The sequence below is a fragment of the Roseovarius sp. MBR-154 genome (genome assembly GCF_053628595.1).
In genome coordinates, this window is sequence record NZ_JBRJGR010000001.1 from 307,893 (window position 1) to 330,375 (window position 22,483).

Annotated in this window: 19 protein-coding genes; 12 read left to right on the forward strand and 7 right to left on the reverse strand. The window is 65.5% G+C overall.

Annotated features, from left to right (window positions below):
* Position 1: 1 nt before the first annotated feature.
* From ACSSV4_RS01460 to ACSSV4_RS01470, 3 genes are read right to left on the reverse strand one after another with little or no spacing between them, the layout of a single operon-like run.
* The gene (locus ACSSV4_RS01460) at positions 2–412 is read right to left on the reverse strand and encodes a PaaI family thioesterase (protein ID WP_454272992.1); all 411 of its coding nucleotides are present in this window, start codon (positions 410–412) and stop codon (positions 2–4) included.
* Positions 409–1,434, reverse strand: a complete 1,026-nt coding sequence (locus tag ACSSV4_RS01465) for a phosphotransferase family protein (RefSeq protein ID WP_454272993.1) — start codon at positions 1,432–1,434, stop codon at positions 409–411. Before ACSSV4_RS01465 ends, ACSSV4_RS01460 begins: the two co-directional genes overlap by 4 nt.
* Entirely contained in the window at positions 1,431–3,074 is a 1,644-nt protein-coding gene (locus tag ACSSV4_RS01470; protein WP_454272994.1) for a long-chain fatty acid--CoA ligase, read from the reverse strand. Before ACSSV4_RS01470 ends, ACSSV4_RS01465 begins: the two co-directional genes overlap by 4 nt.
* 190 nt (positions 3,075–3,264) lie before the next feature.
* On the opposite strand from ACSSV4_RS01470, the gene rpe reads away from it, so the two are divergent.
* The 6 genes from rpe (at position 3,265) to katG (ending at position 10,543) form a co-directional block, all read left to right on the forward strand.
* Complete coding sequence (gene rpe, locus ACSSV4_RS01475; RefSeq protein WP_454272995.1) at positions 3,265–3,966, forward strand: ribulose-phosphate 3-epimerase; 702 nt, start codon at positions 3,265–3,267, stop codon at positions 3,964–3,966.
* Complete coding sequence (gene gph, locus ACSSV4_RS01480; RefSeq protein WP_454272996.1) at positions 3,963–4,619, forward strand: phosphoglycolate phosphatase; 657 nt, start codon at positions 3,963–3,965, stop codon at positions 4,617–4,619. Before rpe ends, gph begins: the two co-directional genes overlap by 4 nt.
* A 27-nt stretch (positions 4,620–4,646) precedes the next feature.
* Positions 4,647–5,609: an NAD(P)H-dependent flavin oxidoreductase gene (locus ACSSV4_RS01485; RefSeq protein WP_454272997.1), complete on the forward strand. Its 963-nt coding sequence runs from the start codon at positions 4,647–4,649 to the stop codon at positions 5,607–5,609.
* Between the two features lie 91 nt (positions 5,610–5,700).
* Positions 5,701–6,981, forward strand: coding sequence for an acetylornithine deacetylase/succinyl-diaminopimelate desuccinylase family protein (locus tag ACSSV4_RS01490; RefSeq protein ID WP_454272998.1), 1,281 nt, complete (start codon positions 5,701–5,703; stop codon positions 6,979–6,981).
* Between the two features lie 71 nt (positions 6,982–7,052).
* Positions 7,053–8,219, forward strand: a complete 1,167-nt coding sequence (locus ACSSV4_RS01495; protein WP_454272999.1) for a lytic murein transglycosylase — start codon at positions 7,053–7,055, stop codon at positions 8,217–8,219.
* Between the two features lie 158 nt (positions 8,220–8,377).
* Entirely contained in the window at positions 8,378–10,543 is a 2,166-nt protein-coding gene (gene katG / locus ACSSV4_RS01500; protein ID WP_454273000.1) for a catalase/peroxidase HPI, read from the forward strand.
* A 316-nt stretch (positions 10,544–10,859) separates the two neighbouring features.
* On the opposite strand, the gene ACSSV4_RS01505 is transcribed toward katG, so the two are convergent.
* From ACSSV4_RS01505 to ACSSV4_RS01520, 4 genes are all read right to left on the reverse strand, one after another.
* Positions 10,860–11,855, reverse strand: coding sequence for a hypothetical protein (locus ACSSV4_RS01505; protein ID WP_454273001.1), 996 nt, complete (start codon positions 11,853–11,855; stop codon positions 10,860–10,862).
* A gap of 11 nt (positions 11,856–11,866) precedes the next feature.
* Positions 11,867–13,690, reverse strand: a complete 1,824-nt coding sequence (gene glmS / locus ACSSV4_RS01510) for a glutamine--fructose-6-phosphate transaminase (isomerizing) (RefSeq protein WP_454273002.1) — start codon at positions 13,688–13,690, stop codon at positions 11,867–11,869.
* Positions 13,690–15,045 (reverse strand): bifunctional UDP-N-acetylglucosamine diphosphorylase/glucosamine-1-phosphate N-acetyltransferase GlmU, encoded by a 1,356-nt coding sequence (gene glmU, locus ACSSV4_RS01515; protein WP_454273003.1) that lies wholly within the window; start codon positions 15,043–15,045, stop codon positions 13,690–13,692. The genes glmS and glmU overlap by 1 nt, the downstream gene beginning before the upstream one ends.
* Before the next feature lie 106 nt (positions 15,046–15,151).
* The gene (locus tag ACSSV4_RS01520) at positions 15,152–16,111 is read right to left on the reverse strand and encodes a LysR family transcriptional regulator (protein WP_454273390.1); all 960 of its coding nucleotides are present in this window, start codon (positions 16,109–16,111) and stop codon (positions 15,152–15,154) included.
* A gap of 109 nt (positions 16,112–16,220) precedes the next feature.
* Here ACSSV4_RS01520 and ACSSV4_RS01525 point away from each other — a divergent pair, with 109 nt between their 5' ends.
* The 6 genes from ACSSV4_RS01525 to ACSSV4_RS01550 are packed head-to-tail and all read left to right on the forward strand — an operon-like array spanning position 16,221 to position 22,464.
* Positions 16,221–17,087 (forward strand): ABC transporter permease, encoded by an 867-nt coding sequence (locus ACSSV4_RS01525; protein ID WP_350141695.1) that lies wholly within the window; start codon positions 16,221–16,223, stop codon positions 17,085–17,087.
* The gene (locus tag ACSSV4_RS01530) at positions 17,087–17,872 is read left to right on the forward strand and encodes an ABC transporter permease (protein WP_454273004.1); all 786 of its coding nucleotides are present in this window, start codon (positions 17,087–17,089) and stop codon (positions 17,870–17,872) included. Before ACSSV4_RS01525 ends, ACSSV4_RS01530 begins: the two co-directional genes overlap by 1 nt.
* Before the next feature lie 35 nt (positions 17,873–17,907).
* A complete protein-coding gene (locus ACSSV4_RS01535) occupies positions 17,908–19,050 on the forward strand; it encodes an ABC transporter substrate-binding protein (protein ID WP_454273005.1) in 1,143 nt (380 codons plus the stop codon).
* Between the two features lie 60 nt (positions 19,051–19,110).
* On the forward strand, positions 19,111–20,181 hold the full coding sequence (locus ACSSV4_RS01540) for an ABC transporter ATP-binding protein (RefSeq protein ID WP_454273006.1): 1,071 nt from the start codon (positions 19,111–19,113) through the stop codon (positions 20,179–20,181).
* Positions 20,182–20,185: 4 nt separating this feature from the next.
* Positions 20,186–21,538, forward strand: a complete 1,353-nt coding sequence (locus ACSSV4_RS01545) for an aminotransferase family protein (protein ID WP_454273007.1) — start codon at positions 20,186–20,188, stop codon at positions 21,536–21,538.
* Entirely contained in the window at positions 21,538–22,464 is a 927-nt protein-coding gene (locus ACSSV4_RS01550; protein ID WP_454273008.1) for a 3-keto-5-aminohexanoate cleavage protein, read from the forward strand. The genes ACSSV4_RS01545 and ACSSV4_RS01550 overlap by 1 nt, the downstream gene beginning before the upstream one ends.
* Positions 22,465–22,483 lie beyond the last annotated feature (19 nt).

The window sequence follows — 22,483 nt, forward strand, 5'->3', positions numbered from 1 at the left end:
TTCAACGCCGCCGGTAGCGGAACACGCCCGTGCCCGTGGCGATCACGCTGCCGGTCTCGTCGCGCACCGTGGCTTCGGCGAAATAGGTGCTCTTGCCGCCGCCCGTGCGCCGTGCCTCGGCAATCAACAGCGCCCCCCGCGCCTGCCCGAGGTAATTGACCGTGAGCGAGAGCGTCAGCGCCATCTGCGTCCGCTCCGGATCACCGGTATAGCACCCGGCAAAGCCCATCGCGGTATCGAGCAGCGTCGCGTGCATCCCGCCATGTGGCAGCCCCTGCCGGTTCATCAGCACAGGCGTCAGCGGCAATTCCACCCGCGCGAAATCCGTGCGCCATTCGGTCAGGCGATAGCCCAGATGGGTTTGCAGCGCCGACGGTTCCTCCAGCAGCGCGGGGTCGATCTTGTCGCTCATGTCTCATCCTTTGCTGTCCGCAGCCCGGCGCGCGCGAATTCCGGCACATATTCTCCAAGCGCCAGACCGCGTGCGGGGTCCGAGGCGTTGCCGTCCATCGCGCGTTTCTTCACCCCCTGCAGGATCGCCGCCATGCGAAAATAGGTGAAGGCGAGGTAGAAGTTGAACCCCTCGATGGGGGCCAGCCCCCGCCGCGCGCAATAGCGCGCGATGAAATCCTCATCCGACCACAGGCCAAGGGCGGCGCGATCCACCCCCGCCAGCCCCCGCCCCTCGGTCGTGGCGGGCATCGACCATTGCATGATGACAGCAGCAAGGTCCGCATAGGGGTGGCCGATGGTCGACAACTCCCAATCCAGCACCGCGACACAGTCTGTGCCGTCGGGCGCGAAGAGCAGGTTGTCGAGCCGGTAATCGCCATGCACCAGACAGCGTTGCCCGTCCTCCGGCGGTACATGACCATCCAGCCAGACGATCAGCGCCTCCATCTCCCGCAGGTCCCCGGTGGCGGTGGCGTGATACTGCGCCGTCCAGCGGTCGATCTGACGGCGATAGTAATTGCCCGAGGGGCCGTAATCGCTCAGCCCCGTCGCCTCCAGATCGACGGCATGGATCGCGGCCAGAACCTTGTTCATCTCGTCGATCACGGCAGCGCGCTCGACAGGCTCCAGCCCGGGCAGCGACGGCGCATCGAAGGTGCGGCCCGGCACCGCGTCCATGATGTAGAAGGGCGCGCCGATGACGCTCTCATCCTCGCACAGCACATGCATCCGCGCGACCGGCACGTCTGTGCCCGCCAACGCGCGCTGCACGCGAAATTCGCGCTCCACCGCATGGGCGGATTTCAGCAGCACTCCGGGCGGTTTGCGGCGCAGCACGTAATTGCGCGCGGGCGTCTTCAGCAAATAGGTCGGGTTCGACTGCCCGCCGCTGAACTTCTCGGCCTCGACCGGCCCGTCGAAACCTGGCAGGTGTCCCGCCAGCCAGTCTGCGACGCGGGCGGTGTCCAGGTCCGCGCTCATGCGCCGTCCCCGCGCAGGTCGGGATGGACGTAGTCGGCGAGTTGCCTGCGCAGGGAGAGCTTGGAGATCTTGCCGGTTGCCGTGAGCGGCAGGCTGTCTAGCCAGACGATGTCATCCGGCAGTTGCCAGGCAGGAAACTGCGCGGTCATCTGGCGGCAGATTTCGTCGAGGGTGGGGCGTTTCTCAGCCGCCGCCACCGCGACCAGAACCGGGCGCTCGTCCCATTTCGGATGCGGCACGGCGATGACCGCGCAGGTCCGGATACCGGGATGCGAGAGGGCGGCGTTTTCAAGGTCGATGGAGCTGATCCACTCGCCCCCCGATTTCACCAGGTCCTTGGCCCGGTCGCGGAGCATCAGACGCCCCTCGGGGCTGATCGAGGCCACATCGCCGGTGCCGAACCAGCCCTCGGGGTCCATCGCGTCGCGCGTCGCATGCGGATTCTCGAAATAGCCGCTGATCACCGTGTTGCCCCGCACGTAAAGCTCTCCGCTCGCCTGCCCGTCATGCGGCATGCGGTGGCCATCATCATCCGCGATCTTGAACTCCACCCCGAAAAGCCGCTGCCCGGCCCAGCATTTCGCGGCGATGCGCTCGGACTGCGGGGCGTCGTCCAGCGCGGCAGGCAGCATGCCATGGGTGCCGATGGGGCTCATCTCGGTCATGCCCCAGGCTTGTGCTACATTCACGCCACGCGCCTCGTAGGCCTCGATCATGACCTTGGGCGCGGCAGAGCCACCGACCACAAGGTCGCCAAACCCCTCGGGCACGCGATCCTGCACCTCGATTTCATCCAGCAGCCCGGCCCAGACCGTGGGCACCCCCCAGGCCGACCAGACCCGCTCCGCCTCCATCAGCCGGAACAGGCTCGGCCCGTCGATATGCGGCCCCGGCATCACCAGCGTCATGCCGGTCAGCGGCGCGGTATAGGGCAGGCCCCAGGCGTTGACGTGAAAGAGCGGCACCACCGGCAGAATACGCGCGCCCGCGCGAAAACTGCTGGTCTGGCAGAGCGGCACCTGCATCGCGTGCAAGAGCGTCGAGCGATGCGAATAAAGCGCGCCCTTGGGGTTGCCCGTGGTGCCCGATGTATAACAGAGGCCCGAGGCGGTTTCCTCGGGAAGTTCGGGCCAGTCATGGCTTTCGGGCTGGCCCTTCAGCACCTCCTCATAGCAGAGCGCATCTAGCACCGTTTCGGGCATATGCGCGCGGTCGGTCATCAGCACGAACCGCAGGCCCTGCGGCAGATCGGGCGCCAGCGCCTCGACCAGCGGCACGAAGGTCAGATCGAGAAACAGCACCCGGTCGCCCGCATGGCGGATGATATAGAGCAGTTGTTCCTGCGCGAGACGCGGGTTGATCGTGTGACAGACCGCCCCCATGCCCGCGACCGCGTAATACAGCTCTAAGTGCCGATAGCCGTTCCACGCGAGCGTGCCGATGCGGTCGCCCATGCCCACGCCCAGCCCCCCCAGCGCATGCGCCAGCTGTGCCGCGCGGGCCAGCGTCTGGCCGTAGGTTTGGCGGTGAATATCCCCCTCGACCCGGGCCGACACAATGCCCTGATCGCCATGCGCCTCAGCGGCATGGGTCAGGATGTCGATGATCCGCAGGTCGCGGTGCATCATCTGGCCCTGCATGCTGCGCTCCTCTCTCGTCCCTCGCCCAGCGACGGTTGCATGAAAGGCGAGAGGGATCAATCGCGTGGTCCGTCATCCTCCGGTCAAGCCGGAGGGTGACGGATAAAGGGACACGGCAACCGGGCCGCTCTTGACCTTCCCGGCCCGAGCGCGCATTTCCCCCACATCCAGCCGTGAGAGGAGCCACGCCATGACCTTCACCCGTTCCATCAAGATCGCACCGTCGATCCTCTCGGCGGATTTCGCCAATTTCGGGGCCGAGATCCGGGCGATCGAGGATCAGGGCTGCGACTGGGTGCATGTCGACGTGATGGACGGGCATTTCGTGCCCAACCTCACCTTCGGCCCGCCGCTCTGCGCCGCCATCCGCCCGCATATCAAGACGGTGATGGACGTGCACCTGATGATCGCGCCGGTCGATCCATATATCGACGCCTTCGCACAGGCGGGCGCGGACGTGCTGACCGCGCATCTCGAGGCCGGGCCGCATACCCACCGCACATTGCAGGCCATTCGTGGCGCGGGCTGCAAGGCGGGGCTGGCGCTGAACCCGGGGACCGGGGTTGATGCGGTCGAACACCTGCTCGACATGGTGGATCTGATCTGCGTGATGACCGTGAATCCGGGCTTCGGCGGGCAGAAATTCATCCATAGCCAGATCGACAAGGTGAAACGCCTGCGCGCGATGATCGGCGACCGGCCCATCCATATTGAGATCGACGGCGGCATCACGCCCGAGACCGCGCCCCTGATGGCCGCCGCCGGGGCCGATGTGCTGGTCGCAGGATCGGCGGTCTTCAAGGGTGGCAGCGTGGACAACCCGGGCGTTTACGGTGAGAACATCCGCAGCATCCGCCAAGCGGCAGAGGCCGCGACCGGCGCGATGGCATGAGTCGCGCGGTCATTTTCGACCTCGACGGCACGCTGATCGACAGCGCGCCCGACATCCACGCCGCCGCCAACACCCTGATGGCGCGGCACGGTTTCGCGCCCTTCACACCCGCCGAGACGCGCAGTTTCATCGGCAGCGGCGTGCCGCATTTCATCACCTGCTGCCTGCGCGCCCGCGACCGGGCCGGGGATGCCGCGCTGCGCGCGCAGCTGATCGCGGAGTTCATCGAGCTTTACGAGACGGCGGTGACGCTGACGCAGGTCTATCCCGGCGTCGCCGACGCGCTGACGGCGCTCGCCGCCGAACCCTACGCGCTTGGGCTTTGCACCAACAAGCCGGTCGGACCGACGCGCGCAGTTTTGGCGCATCTCGGGCTCGATGCGCATTTCCCGGTGGTGATCGGCGGCGACAGCCTGACGGTGCGCAAACCCGACCCGGCCCCGCTGCGCGCGGCGGTGGCAGGCCTTGGCGCGCGCGACGTGGTCTATGTCGGCGACAGCGAGGTCGATGCCGAAACGGCGGCGCGTGCGGGCCTGCCCTTCGCGCTTTATACCCAAGGCTACCGCAAGGGCCCGGTGGCGGACATCGCCCATGACCGCGCCTTCGACGATTTCGCCGAATTGCCGGGGATCGTCGCGGACCTCTTGTCCTGAGCCTCGCCCTGGGCGCATACTGCGCCCATGCGCACCCGTCTCACCGATGCCTTTGACCTGACCCATCCGATCGTCTCGGCCCCGATGGCCTTTGCTGCGGGCGGGCGGCTCGCGGCTGCCGTCAGCCATGCCGGGGGGCTGGGCCTGATCGGCGGCGGCTATGGCGATGCCGACTGGCTGGATGGGGCCATTGCCGAGGCCGGGAATGCGCGGGTCGGCTGCGGGTTCATCACCTGGAAGATGGCCGAGAGACCGGAGGTGCTCGATCAGGTTCTGGCATACGATCCGGCAGCACTGTGCCTGTCCTTCGGCGACCCCGCGCCCTTTGCACCCCGCATTGCCGAGGCGGGCGTGCCGCTGATCGCGCAGGTGCAGACCCTGCGCGACGCGCAGCGCGCGGCGGAGTGCGGCGCGCGGGTGATCGTCGCGCAGGGCTCCGAGGCCGGCGGCCATGGCGAGCGGCGCGGCACGATCACGCTGGTGCCCGAGGTGGCCGACTGGCTGGCGGGCCACGCGCCCGATGTGCTGCTCCTCGCGGCGGGCGGCATTGCCGACGGGCGCGGGCTGGCGGCGGCCCTCATGCTGGGGGCCGATGGCGTGCTCGTCGGCTCGCGCCTCTGGGCCTCGGCAGAGGCGCAGGTGAGCGCGGCGATGAGCGATGCCGCGATTGCCGCCACCGGGGATCAGACCATCCGCTCCACCGTGATGGATGCCGCGCGGGGCCTGCGCTGGCCCAACCGCTACACCGCGCGGGTGCTGCGCAACCCGATCACGGACCGCTGGCATGATGATCCGGATGGCTTGCGCGCCGACCGGGGCGCACAGGCCGACTGGGCGGCGGGCTGGGCCGAGGGAGACCCGGCGCGCGCCAATACCTTCGTCGGCGAGGCGACGGGGCTGATCCATGACCGCCCGCCGGTGGCCGAGATCATCGCAGCCATGGTGGGGCAGGCCGAGGCGCTGCTGCGGCAAAGGACAGGGCTGGGGTGAGACCGGGCAAGATGAGTATTTATGCCATAAAGAAACCGGCTGTCATGGTCATTATGCGCGCTGGTGCTATCTGCCCGGCGGAGGTGAGGCGATGACCCTCAAGGACCGGCTGAGCAACGAGATCGCGGCGCGCGAGGCGGATCTGGTGGCGCTGACGCAGGACCTGATCCGCATCCCGACGCTGAACCCGCCGGGCGTGAACTATCGCGAGATCTGCGACTATCTGGACCGGCGGCTGACCAAGGCAGGCTTCGCGACGGAGATGATCCGCGCCCATGGCGCACCCGGCGACAGCGACCGGCATCCGCGCTGGAATATCGTCGCGCGACGCGAGGGCACGCGCCCCGGCGCTTGCGTGCATTTCAACAGCCATATCGACGTGGTCGAGGTTGGCCATGGCTGGACCGTGGACCCCTTTGGCGGTGAACTGCGCGACGGCCGTATCTACGGGCGCGGGTCCTGCGACATGAAGGGCGGGCTGGCGGCGAGCATCGTGGCAGTCGAGGCGTTCCTCGCCACCTGCCCCGACCATGCCGGGGCGATTGAAATCAGCGGCACGGCGGATGAGGAATCGGGCGGCTTCGGCGGGGTCGCCTACCTGGCCGAGCGCGGCTATTTCAGCCCCGACCGCGTCGATCACGTGATCATCCCCGAACCCCTGGGCAAGGATCGGATCTGTCTGGGTCATCGCGGCGTCTGGTGGGCCGAGATCGAGACCCTTGGCGAGATTGCCCATGGCTCCATGCCGTTTCTGGGCGATTGCGCGATCCGCCACATGGGCGCGGTGATCGAGGCGATGGAGGCGCGGCTCTTCCCCGCGCTCGCTGCGCGCCGCACCGAGATGCCGGTGGTGCCCGAGGGCGCGCGGCACTCTACGCTCAACATCAATTCCATCCATGGCGGCGAGCCGGAACAGGACGCCGATTATACCGGCCTGCCCAGCCCTTGCGTGCCCGACCGCTGCCGCATGGTGATCGACCGGCGGTTCCTGATCGAGGAGGATATCGGCGCGGTCGAGGCGGAAGTGCGCGCCGTGCTCGAGGCGGTGCGCGATGGACGGCCCGGCTTTGACTACACGATCCGCGAATTGCACCGCGTCCTGCCCACCATGACCGAGCGCGACGCGCCGGTGGTCGCGGCGGTGGCGCGGGCGGTGGCGGAGGTGTTCGGCCACGCGGCTGATTACGTGGTCAGCCCCGGCACCTATGACCAGAAACATATCGACCGCATCGGGCGGCTGAAGAACTGCATCGCCTATGGGCCCGGCATTCTCGATCTCGCGCATAAGCCGGATGAATATGTGGGCGTCGATGACATGGTGCAATCGGCGCGGGTGATGGCCTTCGCCCTGCAAGACCTGTTGAGCGGCTAGCCGGTTTTCGCGGTTGCGGGCGCGCAGGTGATCCTGTTTCATAGCCGCGTTTGGAAACTGTGAGGTGTGACATGCGGCGGATGATGACGGCGGGCGCGTTCTGGGCGTTGACGGCGGGCGGGGCAGCAGCCGCCTGCGGCGGCGATTTCAACGCCTTCGTCGCGGATTTGCGCGAGGAGGCGCAGGCGCGGGGCCATGACGCGGCGACGGTGCAGCGGTTCTTTTCCGGTGTCCGGCAAGACCCGGCCGTGCTGCGCGCCGACCGGCGGCAGGGCGTGTTCCAACTGCCCTTCACCGAGTTCGCCCGCCGTTTGATCAGCGCCGACCGGCTCAACCGCGGGCGGCAGATGGCCGAGCGTTACGACAGCACCTTTGACCGGATCGAGCGTGACTATGGCATCAGCCGGGGCGTGCTCCTGGCCTTCTGGGCCTTCGAGACCGATTACGGCGCGGTGCAGGGCGATTTCAACACCCGCGATGCGCTCGTCACATTGGCGCATGACTGCCGCCGCCCCGAGATTTTCCGCCCGCAGATCTTTGCCGCGATCGAGCTCTATGCACAAGGCGATTTCGACCCCGCCCGCACTACAGGGGCCTGGGCCGGGGAAATCGGCATGGTGCAGATGCTGCCAGAGGACATTCTGGAGCACGGCACCGATGGCGATGGCGACGGGCATGTGCGGCTGAAAACCTCGGCCCCCGATGCGCTCTTGTCCGGGGCGTCGATGCTCTCGGGGCTGGGCTGGCGCGCGGATGAGCCGTGGTTGCAGGAGGTGACGTTGCCGCAGGGTTTCGACTGGGCGCAATCGGGGCTGGAGGTGACGAAGGGCGGTGCCGGCTGGGCCGCCATCGGCCTGCGCCCGCGCCATGGCGAGATCGCGGACCTGCCCGCCAGCGTGATCCTGCCGCAGGGCAAGGGCGGGCCGACCTTTCTCGCCTATCCCAATTTCCGGGTCTATTTCGAATGGAATCAGAGCTTTACCTACGTGCTGACCGCCGCCTATTTCGCCAACCGGCTGGAGGGCGCGCCGGTGTTTGACGCGGGCAATCCCGCGCCGGGCCTCTCGGGCGAAGAGATGAAGGCGCTGCAACGCAAGCTCACGGCGCGCGGCTATGACGTCGGCGGGGTGGATGGCATCCTCGGGGCCAATACCCGCGCGGCGGTGCGCGACATGCAGGCCAAATTGGGCCTGCCGGTCGATGCCTGGCCAACGCGGGAGTTGCTGAGCCGTCTCTAGTCTCATGATAACTAAAAGCTATTGTTTTGATCAGAAAAGACAACTTCCCCTAATGTTGCGCATTCGTTAGAATGATTCTATATCCTGTGGTCAAAGCGACGGGCACGCCTGGTGCGCAGCAGCGAATACCGCAGACCCAACCTGAATTGGAGGACAAGATGGACGGCAACGATATGGGCAAATGCCCTGTCATGCATGGTGGGCTGACCGTGAGCGGCACGAGCGTCACAAGCTGGTGGCCCAGCACGCTCAATCTCGACATTCTGCATCAGCATGACAGCAAGACCAACCCGATGGGGCCGGACTTCGACTATGCCGAAGAGGTCAAGGATCTGGATTTCGACTCGGTCAAGGCCGATGTCAAGGCGCTGATGACCGAGAGCCAGGACTGGTGGCCTGCGGACTGGGGGCATTATGGCGGGCTGATGATCCGTCTCGCGTGGCACGCGGCGGGCACCTATCGCCTGGCTGACGGACGCGGTGGCGCGGGCACTGGCAACATCCGTTTTGCGCCGCTCAATTCCTGGCCCGACAACGGCAACCTCGACAAGGCGCGGCGTCTGCTGTGGCCGGTGAAGAAGAAATACGGCAACAAGCTGAGCTGGGCCGATCTGATCATTCTGGCGGGCAACATGGCCTATGAGTCCATGGGCCTCAAGACCTATGGTTTTGCGTTTGGCCGCGCGGATATCTGGCACCCCGAAAAGGACATCTACTGGGGCGCGGAAAAGGAATGGCTGGCCCCGTCCGACAGCCGCTATGGCGACGTGAGCAAGCCGGACACGATGGAAAACCCGTTGGCCGCCGTGCAGATGGGCCTGATCTACGTCAACCCCGAAGGCGTCAACGGCCAGCCCGACCCGCTCAAGACCGCCGCGCAGGTGCGCGAGACCTTTGCGCGCATGGCGATGGATGACGAGGAAACTGCGGCGCTGACCTGTGGCGGGCATACCGTCGGCAAGGCGCATGGCAACGGCGATGCAGCCACGCTCGGGGTCGAACCCGAGGGCGCGGATGTCGAGACGCAGGGCTTTGGCTGGGTCAACCCCAACCTCGGCGGCAAGGCCACGAACGCGATCACCTCGGGGATCGAGGGCGCGTGGACGACCCATCCGACGCAGTGGGACATGGGCTATTTCAAGCTGCTCTTCGGCTATGAATGGGAGTTGACCAAGTCCCCCGCAGGCGCGTGGCAGTGGCAGCCCGTCGACATCCGGCAAGAGGACATGCCGGTCGACACCACCGACACTTCCAAGCGCGTGATGCCGATGATGACCGATGCCGACATGGCGATGAAGATGGACCCGACCTATCGCGCCATCTGCGAGAAGTTCATGGCCGACGAGGCCTATTTCTCGGAGACCTTCGCGCGGGCCTGGTTCAAGCTGACGCATCGCGACATGGGCCCCAAGGCGCGCTATATCGGCCCCGACGTTCCGGGCGAAGACCTGATCTGGCAGGATCCGATCCCGGCAGGGGCGACCGACTACGACGTCGCCGCCGTCAAGGCCAGGATCGCCGATAGCGGGCTGAGCCTGTCGGACATGGTCAACACCGCATGGGACAGCGCGCGGACCTATCGCGGCTCTGACATGCGCGGCGGTGCCAATGGCGCGCGCATCCGTCTGGCGCCGCAAAAGGATTGGGAAGGCAACGAGCCCGAGCGTCTGGCCCGTGTTCTGGGTGTGCTGGAGCCGATTGCGAAGGAGAGCGGCGCAAGCCTTGCCGACGTGATCGTGCTGGCCGGCAATGTCGGTGTCGAGCAGGCGGCCAAGGCCGCCGGATTCGATGTCGAGGTGCCGTTCCATCCCGGACGTGGCGACGCCACGGACGAGATGACCGATGCCGACTCCTTCGACGTTCTGGAACCGCTGGCCGATGGCTTCCGCAACTGGGTCAAGAAGGACTACATCGTCACCCCCGAGGAAATGCTGCTCGACCGGGCGCAACTGATGGGCCTCAAGGCGCATGAGATGACAGCGCTGATCGGGGGCATGCGGGTCATGGGCACCAACTACGGCGGCACGACGCATGGCGTGTTCACCGACAAGCCTGGTGCGCTCTCGACCGATTTCTTCACCACGCTCACCGACATGGGCTACAAGTGGGAGCCTGTGGGGGATGGTCGCTACAACATCGTCGACCGCAAGTCGGGAGAGACCAGGTTCACCGCGACCCGCGTCGATCTGGTGTTCGGTTCCAACTCGATCCTGCGGGCCTATGCCGAGGTTTATGCGCAAGACGACAATGCCGGGAAGTTCGTGCAGGACTTCGTCGCCGCCTGGACCAAGGTGATGGAGGCCGACCGATTCGATCTGACCTGATCGGGCGTCACAGCCCGAGATGAAACCCTGCCGCGCGGCCCCGACACGGGCCGCGCGGCTTTCTTTTGGGGAGCGTGGAGATTGACCTTGAGCTGTCGTTGCCGCGAGCCGCGCATCGACGGGCCGCGGTGCGGCGATCCAACGTCAGTTTTGTAGCGCTTTATCTCAGCCAAGCCCAAAAAACCTCTGAGCGCACAGCAGGTTGCAGCCAAATCGCCGTGCCGGGGGGCGGCCCGGCGATGCGCGGCGGGCTTCGCCCTTGATTCCGCGCAGGGGCACAACGGCAACGGCAGCAACACGCCATTTTCGCCGCGCTTCAGCTCTCGCGCCGGATCAGTTTCAGGATGGCGCGCACCGCGTGCTGAAACTCCACCACCTCGCCCGCATGGCCGCGCGGCGGATGCTCTGGCAAATCGGCGCGCGCGGGAAAGAGCCTGTCGCGATCCGGGAAATACCGCTGTCGCATCACCGCGTTGCGCGCCTCCAGCGTGTCGTTGATCTGCTGGCGCTCGTCCGGTGTCAGCACGTCGCCACTGGCAAAGAACCTCGGGTCTTCGCTCTGCTGTAGCAGCCGCCCGATGCGGCGGCGCGCTTTCTTGTCATATCCGGCGGCCCGCTCGTCGAAGAGACCGAGCGCCTCGCTGGCGAGACGTGACAGCGACCGGTTGGCGGCGACGCGCGGCAGGGTCACAGCCTCGGGGTCGACGCCCAGAACCGACAGGAAATCGGGTATCACGTCCTGCCCTGCCATCTCGTCGCGCAGGTAGAGGCGAGGCCGGATCTCGGCCCCCGGTACCTGCGCCTCAATGCGCGCGAAGAGGCTGGCGAAATTCATGTAATCGGGATCGCTTTCAATCTGCTCCAGCCTCCGGGCCACGAAGGCATCGACCCCGCCGGTCTGCATCGCGTTCTTGGCGCGTTGCTTGTAATCGGCCTCGATGAAATCATCGAAGCGGCGGAGATAGAGGATGATGCGCACGGGCGCGTCGATTCGGCTGAGGAAACGGTCCTGTAGCGGTGTCAGGTCGCGGCCGAAGAACATCTCGCTCGAGAGGATGCAGTGCTGTGCGTCTTGCCCGGCATATTCTGCGGCAAAACCCTCGGGTTCCTCTTCGGGCGCATTCTGCCAGCCGCGGCTCATGTGAATGGCCATGGCGTTGTGGCAGATCAGTCGCGCTTTCCCGGTGCCCCGGTCGCGGCCTGTGGTCATGTAGCGGATACCGTGACCCTCCAGAAACCCCGGCTGCGCATGCAGATACCCCTGAAGCGCCGTGGTGCCCGTCTTGGGCATGCCGATATGAAGCCAGAGCATGCGTGTTGACCTCACTCCACCGTCACGGATTTCGCGAGGTTGCGCGGCTGGTCCACATCGGTGCCCTTGGCGATGGCGGTGTGATAGGCCAGCAGTTGCGCGGGCAGCGCGTAGAGGATGGGGGCCAGCACCGGATCGACATCTGGCAGGGTGATGGCCTGCCATGTCTCCTCGCCCGCCGCCGCGACGCCCTTGGCGTCCGAGACCAGCAGAATCTGCCCGCCGCGCGCCATTACCTCCTGCATGTTCGACACGGTCTTGTCGAAAAGCGCATCACAAGGGGCCATGACGATCACCGGCAGTGTCTCGTCGATCAGAGCAATGGGCCCGTGCTTGAGCTCGCCCGAGGCGTAGGCCTCGGCATGGATATAGCTGATTTCCTTGAGCTTGAGCGCCCCTTCGAGGGCCAGCGGATACATCAGGCCCCGGCCCAGGAAAAGCGCGCTCTGCGCGCCCGACAGATCGCGCGCGGCGGCGCGGATGGCGGGGCCGGTCTCCATCGCGGTGTTCAGCGTGGCGGGCAGGGCGCGCAGTTTCGACAGCATGTCGGCCAGTCCGTCGCTGCTCATCCGGCCGCGCAGATGCGCCGCCTTGAGCGCCAGGAGCAGCAGCACCGTCAGCTGACAGGTGAAGGCCTTGGTCGAGGCAACGCCGATCTCGGCCCCGGCAAGGATCGGCAGCGCCAGATCGCTGTCGCGCGCGATCGAGCTTTCGGTGACGTTGACCAGCGACACGATCGCATCGGCGCGCCCCTTGCAGTAATGCAGCGCCGCAAGCGTGTCGGCGGTCTCGCCCGACTGGCTGACAAAGAGTGCCACGGTCCCCGGCACCAGCGGCGGCTCTCGGTAGCGGAATTCCGAGGCGATATCGACATCCACCGGCAGGCCCGCCAATTGCTCGAACCAGTATTTCGCGGTGAGGCAGGCATAATAGGCGGTGCCGCAGGCCACCAGGCTCAGTCGCGGAACCTCGGCCAGATCGGGCATGCCCTCGGGCAGCACGATGTCGCGCCCGTCCGCGCTGAGGTAATGGGTGATCGCCGTGCCGATCACCGAGGGCTGCTCGGCGATCTCCTTGGCCATGAAATGCCGGTGCCCGCCCTTGTTGACCTGCGCATCAAAACTATCGATGGTCTTGACCGGGCGCGTGACCTGTGCGCCGGTCGCGTCGGTGATGGTCACGCCTTGCCGGGTCACGACCGCGATATCGCCTTCCTCGAGATAGGTGATGCGGTCGGTCATCGGCGCAAGCGCGATGGCATCCGAGCCCACGAACATCTCGCCCTTGCCATGACCCACAGCGAGCGGGCTGCCCTTGCGCGCGGCGATCAGCAGATCGGGATAGCCGTCGAAGAGGAAACACAGCGCATAGGCCCCCTTCAGCCGGGCGACGGTGGCGCGCGCGGCGGCCTCCGGGCTCATGCCCTGCGTCATGTGGTGATGCGCGAGCAGCGCCACCGTCTCGGTGTCGGTCTCGGTCTCGTGTCCGATGCCGGCCTCCGTGAGTTCGGCGCGCAGCTCGCGGTAATTCTCGATGATGCCGTTATGCACAACGGCGACCGGCCCGGCCTTGTGGGGATGGGCGTTGGCCTCGGTCGGCGCGCCATGCGTGGCCCACCGGGTATGCCCGATCCCGGCCTTGCCCGCGAGCGGGTGATGCACCAGCAGATCCGACAGGTTCACCAGCTTGCCCACGGCGCGCCTCCGGTCGAGACGCCCGTCGTTCAGCGTGGCGATCCCGGCGCTGTCATAGCCGCGATATTCCAGCCGCTTGAGCGCCTCGACCAGCGTCGGTGCCGCCTCGTGGTTGCCGAGGACCCCGATGATTCCACACATTACCCGCGCTCCTTGTCCTGTCGCGCCTTCTTGGCCCGCAGCATCTCCATCAGCTTGCGCCCGAAACCGGGCTTGTCGACCTGTTTGGCGCGTGCGATGGCGAGCGCGCCGGGGGCCACATCCTGCGTGATCACCGAGCCCGAGCCGGTCATCGCCTCATCGCCGACCGAGACCGGGGCGACCAGCATGGTGTTGGAGCCGATGAAGACCCGCTCGCCGATGCGAGTCTCGTGCTTCATCACGCCGTCGTAATTGCAGGTGATGGTGCCCGCCCCGATATTGCTGTCGCGCCCGACCTGCGCATCGCCGATATAGCTCAGGTGATTGACCTTGGCCCCCTCGCCGATGAGCGCGTTCTTGACCTCGACGAAATTGCCGATGCGGCTGTCCTCGCTCAACTCGGTGCCGGGGCGCAGCCGGGCATAGGGCCCGACCACCGCGCCGCGCGCGACGTGACAGCCCTCAAGATGGCTGAAGGCGCGGATATGCGCGCCGGTCTCGATGGTGACGCCGGGGCCGAAGACCACGTTCGGCTCGATCAGGCAATCGCGGCCGAGATGGGTGTCATATGCGAAAAAGACAGTCTCGGGCGCGACCAGTGTCACGCCGTTTTCCATCGCCTCGGCGCGGGCGCGGGCCTGAAAGGCGGTCTCGGCCATGCTGAGCTCTGCGCGGCTGTTGATGCCCATGGTTTCGGCCTCGTCGCAGGTGACGGCGGTGGCCGAGAGACCGCGCGCGCGGGCCAGCCCGACTATGTCGGTGAGGTAATACTCGCCCGAGGCGTTGCCGTTGCCGACCTCTGCGATCAGATCGAACAGCAGGGGCGCGGGGGCCATCACCACGCCGCTGTTGCACAGCGTGATCGCGCGCTCTGCCGGGCTTGCATCCTTGAATTCCACGATCCGCGTGAGCGCGCTGCCCTCGACCACAAGCCGCCCGTAGCGGGCCGGATCACTGGCCTCGAACCCCAGCACCACCACGTCATGCGCGGTGCGCGCGGCGGCCATCTTTTCCAGCGTCTCGGGCCGTATGAATGGCGTGTCGCCATAGAGCACCAGCGCATCGCCGGTGAAGCCCGCCAAGGTCTCCCGCGCCTGCGCCACCGCATGGGCGGTGCCCAACTGTTCCTCTTGCAGCACGATGCGCGCCGTCTCGTCATGTTCTTGCGCTGCTTCGGCCACCGCCTCGGCCTCGTGCCCTGCCACGATCACGGTATGGTCGGGATCAAGCGCGGCACCGGCCTGCATCGCATGCACCAGCATCGGGGCCTCGGCGATCCGGTGCAGAACCTTGGGCAGATCGGAGTTCATCCGCGTCCCCTTGCCCGCCGCCAGAATGATGAGTGCAATCGACATGAGGACTCCTCTGCGCTCTCAAGACGCATTCGTTGTATCGGGTCACCGCTCAGGTGCAAGAGTGCGCGCAATCACGATGCTTGACCAGCCCCGTCGCGGGGTGGTGTCAACGATAGGTCCGTGCTTCTATCGGTGTTTCGTCGATCCGCCGCAAGAGCCGGTCGAGCAGGGACTGTTCGGCGCGGTTGAGCACCGCCCGCGGGTTCCAGACCACATGCACATCGACCGCCGCCGTCTGGTCATAGGGCGGCAATTGCCAGAGCAGCCCGTCGCGCACATCGCGCTCGGCCACGTGCAGCGGCAAGGGCCCGATGCCGACCCCCGCGATGATCAAGCGCCGCACCTCCTCCAGGTGGCTCGACGTGGCGATGATCTGGTCGCCGAGTTCCGCCTGCGCGCGCATCAGCGTCACCGGCTTGAGCGCGTCCTGCAGGCGGTCGGTCTCGAAACTAACGGCGCTTTGGCCCGCCAGATCGGCGCGGGTCAACTCGCGACGACCAAAGAGGGGATGCGGCGGGCCGCAAAAGAGGCCGAAGAATTCGCGGTAAAGCCGCAGATACTCCAGCTTGGGGTTGCGCTGATGCACGAGGCAGATGGCGAAGGAGGCTGACCGCGCCGAGACCGTTTCGATCGCCTGCGCCGAGGAATGCACCTCGATCGAGAGGGTGGCGCGCGGGTTCTCGGCGTGGAATTCGGCCAGCACCTGATCAAAAAGCGGGCAGATGACATGGCTTGCCAAGGACACCCGCACATGCCCTGTCACCTCGTCGGTCATGTTGCGCATCAGGGTCGAAAGCCGCAGGATCGAGCCCTGGATATCCAGCGCCTCGCGATAAAGCACCTCGCCCGCCTCGGTCAGCTCGAACCGCCCAGGCGAGCGGTGAATGAGGCGCTTGCCCACCCGATCCTCCAGTCTTTTCAAGGCGGTAGAAACCGAAGGCTGCGTCAGGCGTAGCCGGTTTGCGGCATCTGTGACCGACCGTGATTGCGCCAGCACGACGAAGGTGCGCAAGAGGTTCCAATCCATCTCGCGCATGATTCGTTCGGGGCTGTGGCGGCTATCCATAGATTTCATCTATTGTCACAATTCCTCTTATCTATTTGATTAATGATTGCCCGCTTTGCACCCTGCTCGCAAGCCCGCACTGAACGGGACGCGCAGGAAAGGGAGACGCATGTCGGTCGAAGCCCGCGAGGCAAGACAGCCGTGGATATTGCTGTCACCCGCCCTTGGGGCGGTGCTCTTTCTGCTGATCATCCCGCTGATGTTCATCGTGGTCTATTCGTTCTGGCTGCGCTCGGCGATGGGCGCAGATCAGGTGGGGTTCTACCTCGACAACTGGCAAAAGGCGCTGAGCGACCGGTTCTATCGCGACATCCTGCTCAACACGCTGAAGATCGCGGCGATCACCACGCTGATCTGCGGGCTGATGGGCTATCCGGCGGCGTATTTCATCGCGCGGTCCAAGGGCAACAAGATGATCCTGCTGCTCTTGCTGATGCTGCCCTTCTGGATCAGCTACATCATCCGCACGATGAGCTGGATCAACATCCTCGGCACGTCCGGCGCGCTCAATACCTTGCTGATGACGCTGGGGATCATCAGCGAGCCGATGCAGATGCTCTATAACGAGGCGACGGTGATCCTCGGCCTCGTGCATTTCCTGCTGCCCTTCATGGTGCTGAATGTCTATGTCAGCTTGGAGGGTATCGACACCAATCTCGAAGACGCCGCCACCTCGCTCGGAGCGACCCGTTGGGAGGCGTTCACCCAAGTCACCCTGCCGCTGTCGCTGCCCGGTCTGGCGGCGGGCGGATTGCTGTGCTTCGTGCTGGGCGCGGGCACCTATATCACCCCGGTGATCCTCGGTGGGCCGACCGATGCGATGTTCGCCAACCTGGTGTTCGAGGCGATCATCACGCAGCTCAACTGGCCGCTCGGCTCGGCGCTGTCGCTCTTGCTGCTGGCGGTGCTGGGCGTGCTGGTGGGCATCTACAACCGCTATCTCGGCATGGCGCAACTGGCGAAGGGGCTCGGGTGATGGGCTGGCAGGCGATCCGCATCTGGACCGTGCTGGTCTATGGCTTCATGTTCCTGCCGGTGGCGGTGGTGGTTCTTTTGTCGTTCAACGCCAATCAGTTCGGCAGTTTCCCGATGACCGGCATGTCGCTGCGCTGGTTCGTGGAATTGTGGAACAACGACGCGGTGATGCGGGCCTTTCAGACCTCGATCGTGCTGGGGCTGATGACGGCGGTGATCTCGACCACGCTGGGTATCCTCGCGAGCCTTGCGCTGGTGCGCTACAAGATCCCCGGCCGCAACACGATCACCACGCTGCTGATCGCGCCCATTCTGGTGCCCGAGGTGGTGCTGGCGGTGGCGCTGTTGCTGTTTCTCAACTGGCTCGGTCTGGGCAAGAGCTTTGCGCTGCTGCTGGCGGGCCATGTGATCTTTACCCTGCCCTTCGTGATCCTCGTGGTGCAGGCGCGTCTGGTGTCGATCAAGCGCGACGTGGAAGAGGCGGCGCTGAGCCTCGGGGCGTCGCCGGTGCAGACGTTTTTCTCGGTCACGCTGCCGCTGATGCTGCCCGCGGTGGCCGCCGGCGCGCTCTTTGCCTTCACCATCAGCTTTGACGACATCACCGGCACGCTCTTCTGGAAGCCCGGCGGGGTGGAGACCGTGCCGACGCAGATCTTCTCGATGCTGCGCAATTCGATCAGCCCGGAAATCAACGCGCTTGGCACGGTGATGATCGTGATGACCGTGGGTCTGCCGCTGCTGGGTGCGGCGGTGGCCCGCAAACTCGCCATGAAAAGCGGCACTTAAGAACCGCACCAACCCTCAACAAGGAGATATGAAAGATGGACAATACAAAACGTTATGAACGACTTCTGGACCGCTATCGCAACGGCGATCTGGACCGGCGCAATTTTCTGGGGCTGATCGGGGCTGCGGGCCTGGCTTATGGCGTGCAGACGCCCTTTGCCAAGTTCGCCCATGCGCAGGACGTGCAAAAGGTGCGCTTTGACGGCTGGGGCGGCGTGGTGTCCGAGGCGTTCCGCGAGCATGCGTTCGAGCCATACACCAAGAAGACCGGCATCGAGGTTGTGGACGGCACCTTTGCGGGCAGCGACGAATATCTGGCGCAGGTCCGCTCCAGCCAAGAGGGCGAATACAACATCGCGCATCTGTCGGGCGTGTTCGATTACGCCCGCTACGTGAATTTCGGCCTGACGGTGGAACTCAACCTCGACAACATCCCCAACATGTCGCTGGTGATGGATGCGCTGACCAATGCGTTCCGGGGTGTGACGCCGGATTACCTGTCGGCTGTGCCCTATGACTATGGCACCACGGGGCTGGCCTATAACCGCAAGTATATCTCGGACGAGGAGATGAAGGAGAAAGGCGCCAGCATCCTGATCGACGAAGCCTATAAGGGCAAGATCGGTGGTTGGGGGGAATGGCGCACGCGGATCTGGTATGGCGCGTTGCAGACCGGGCAGGATCCCAACAATATTCAGGACATGGAGGCGGTCTGGGACGCGATCCGCAGCCACCGCGATCTGGCGCTGAAATACTGGTCGTCGGGCGCGGAACTGATGAGCCTTCTGGCGGAGGAAGAGATCTACGTGACCGAAGGCTGGTCGGGTCGCATCGCCGCCTTGCAGCAGCAGGGCCACGATATCGGCTATTACGACGCGCCCGGCAGCTTTGCGTGGCAGGAATGCCTGCATGTGCTCAAGGGCAGCCCGGTCGAGGCCTGCGAGGAACTCTTGAACTTCATGCTGGCGCCCGAGACCTCCATCGCCGTGGCCGAGGGGCAGAACTATCCGCCCGCGCTTGACGGCACCAAGGTCGATCTGGGCGACAAGATCCCCACCCTGCCGGCCTATGATCCGACCGGCACGCTCGACTCGCTCACCTTCGCCGATCCGAACTACTGGAACGGCAACGAGGCGGACTGGTCCGAGACCTTCAGCCGCGTGCAGCGCGGCTACTAAGTCAATGCCCCGCCCCGGCATCGCCCGGGGCGGGGTCTTTTTCCTGACAGGAGTCCGCAGATGAGCGCCGTCACCCTGCAAGACATCGTCAAGCGTTTCGGCACGTTCACCGCCGTGCATCGCACCACGCTGGAGATCCCCGAAGGAGCGTTCGTAACGCTGCTGGGGCCGTCGGGCTGTGGCAAGACCACGAACCTGCGGATGATCGCCGGGCTGCTCGACCCAAGCGAGGGCGAAATCCTGATCGGCGGCAAACGCGTCAACGACGTGCCCATCCACAAGCGCAATCTCGGCCTCGTCTTTCAGAACTACGCGCTCTTTCCGCACAAGACCGTTGCCGAAAACGTGGCCTTTGGCCTCAAATACCGCGACGTGCCGAAATCCGAGATCCCGGCCAAGGTGCAGGCGGCGCTGGAATTGGTGCAATTGCCCAATGTCGGCGACCGCTACCCCAAGGAGTTGTCGGGCGGCCAGCAACAGCGCATCGCCCTCGCCCGTGCCATCGTGATCGAGCCGGACGTGCTGCTTCTGGACGAGCCGCTCTCGGCGCTCGACGCCAACCTGCGCGAGGATATGCGGGTGGAGTTGAAGCGCATTCAGGAGCGTATCGGGGTGACCACCGTTTTTGTCACCCACGACCAATCCGAGGCGCTCGCCATGTCGGACCTGATCGTGGTGATGTCCGAGGGGCGGGTGGAGCAGGTGGGCAAGCCCGAAGAGGTCTACAACACCCCCGCCTCCGAATTCGTCGCCAATTTCCTCGGGGCGTCCAACATCACCGAGGCGCACTGTATCGAGCATGGCGCGAGCGTGGTGGTCGAGGATGCGACCTTCGGCAAGGTGACGGTGCCTGCCGCCAAGGCCCCCAATCTGACCGGCACAGGCGCGGCCAAGCTGGTGGTGCGCGCCGAGAAACTGTTGCTGTCGAAAACCGCCGCCCCCGAGGGCGTGATTTCGATTCCCGCCACCGTGGAAACCGTGGATTATCAGGGACAGGCGGTGCGCTATTTCGTCCGCGCGGGCGAGGCACAGCTGCAAGCCATCAACATGATCGACGAACACCCCTTTGCTGCGGGCGACACGGTCCATCTGCACTTGCGCCCGCAGGACTGCGCAGCACTTCCGGGATAAGACAATGAACGTGAAACCCTCTCATCTTTTCTATCAGGGGCGCGAGCGCAAGCCGGTGCTCGATCAGGCGCGCGGCGTCTATATGTGGGACGTGGATGGCAAGCGCTATCTGGATGGCTCAAGCGGCGCGATGGTCTGCAATATCGGCCATTCAAACGAGAACGTGCTCGAGGCGATGCGCCGTCAGATGGAGAAATCCACTTTTGGGTATCGCCTGCATTTCGAGACCGAGGCGTCCGAGAAACTCGCCGCCAAGACCGCCGCCTTGTGCCCTGCGGGCCTCAACCGCGTGTTCTTCGTCTCGGGCGGGTCCGAGGCGGTGGAATCGGCGCTGAAGCTGGCGCGGCAATACGCGCTCGCCACCGGCGAGGGCAGCCGCTGGAAGATCATCAGCCGCGCGCCGTCCTATCACGGCTGCACGCTCGGCGCGCTCGCCATCACCTCTTATGCGCCGCTGACCGAGCCATTTGCGCCGATGATGCAGGCCATGCCCAAGGTGCCCGCGCCCCGCGCCTATCTCGACGGGCTCGACCCCGAGGACGAGGCGACCGGCCACCATTACGCCGACATGCTGGAGGCGAAGATCCTTGAGGAAGGCCCCGAAAGCGTGCTGGCCTTTGTGGTCGAGCCCATCGGCGGCGCCTCGACCGGCGCGCTGGTGCCGCCGCGCGGCTATATGGAGCGCATACAAGAGATTTGCCGCAAATACGGCGTGCTCTTCATTCTGGACGAGGTGATGACCGGTGCAGGACGGACCGGCAAATTCCTCGCCTCAGAGCATTGGAACCTCGCCCCCGACATCGTCGTCATGTCCAAGGGCTTTGCCGCCGGATACGTGCCGCTTGGCGCGATGGTGGCACACGAACGGCTGGTCGAGGCGGTGCTGGACGCGGGCGGTTTCCTGCATGGCTATACCTATGCCGGCAACCCGCTGGCCTGTGCCGCCGGTCTGGCCGTGATCGACGAGATCGAGCGGCAGGACATGGTGGGCAACGCCGCGCGCATGGGCGTGAAACTCAAGGAACGGCTGGAGGGGCTGATGCAGCGCTATGCCATCATCGGCGACGTGCGCGGCAAGGGGCTGCTGACGGCGTTCGAATTCATGGCCGACCGGGGCAGCAAGGCGCCACTGCCCAGGCACCTGCAAGCCTTCAACCGCTTTGTGCAGATCGCCTATGACAAGGGTCTGATCGTCTATTCGCGGCGCACCCGCGACGGGGTGGAGGGCGACCATATCATCGTCGCCCCGCCGATGATCGCGACCGAGACGCACTTGGACGAGATTACCGAGATGCTGGATGCCTCGCTGGCAGAGTTTACAGACGAAATCCGCCCCGCGCTGGAGCAGGCCGTGTAATGCGCGAGATTATCATTACCTGCGCGCTGACAGGCTCGATCCACACGCCCTCGATGTCGCCGCACCTGCCGATCACGGCTGGCGAAATCGCCCTCGCCGGGATCGAGGCGGCAGAGGCGGGGGCGGCCATTCTGCACCTGCATGCGCGTGATCCGCAAACCGGGCGGCCCTCTGCCGACCCCGCCCATTTCCGCGCCTTTCTGCCCCGGTTGAAACAGGACTGCGATGCGGTGCTCAACCTCTCGACCGGGGGCAGCGCGACCATGACGCTCGATGAACGGCTGGCCGCGCCCATCGAGGCCGCGCCGGAAATGGCCTCGCTCAACATGGGCACTATGAATTTCGCGCTCTACCCGATGGCAGAGCGGATCACCGACTGGCGGCACGACTGGGAGCAGCCCTTTCTCGAAGGCTCGGATGATCTGGTGTTCAAGAACACCCCCCGAGACATCGCCCGCATCCTGACGGAACTGGGCCAGGAACGCGGGGCGCGGTTCGAATTTGAATGTTACGACCTGAGCCACCTCTACATGCTGCGCCATTTCGCGGATCGCGGGCTGATCCGCGCGCCTTATTTCATCCAGTTCGTCTTTGGTGTCTTGGGTGGCATGGGCGCGGACCCCGAGAACCTCACGCATATGGTGCGCATCGCGGACAAGCTCTTTGGTCGGGATTACATGTTTTCCGTGCTGGCCGCCGGGCGGCATCAGATGCCGATGGCGGCGCAGGCGGCGGCAATGGGCGGGCATGTGCGCGTGGGGCTGGAGGACAGCCTGACGATTGCGCGCGGCACGCTGGCGCGCTCGAATGCCGAGCAGGTGGAGAAAGTGCGCGGCATTGTCGAGGCCATGGGCCGCGAGGTGGTGGATGCCGAGGGCGCGCGCCGCCTGCTGCGCCTCAAGGGCGCGGATCGGACGGCGATCTGAGACATGGTGACGGAGTTTC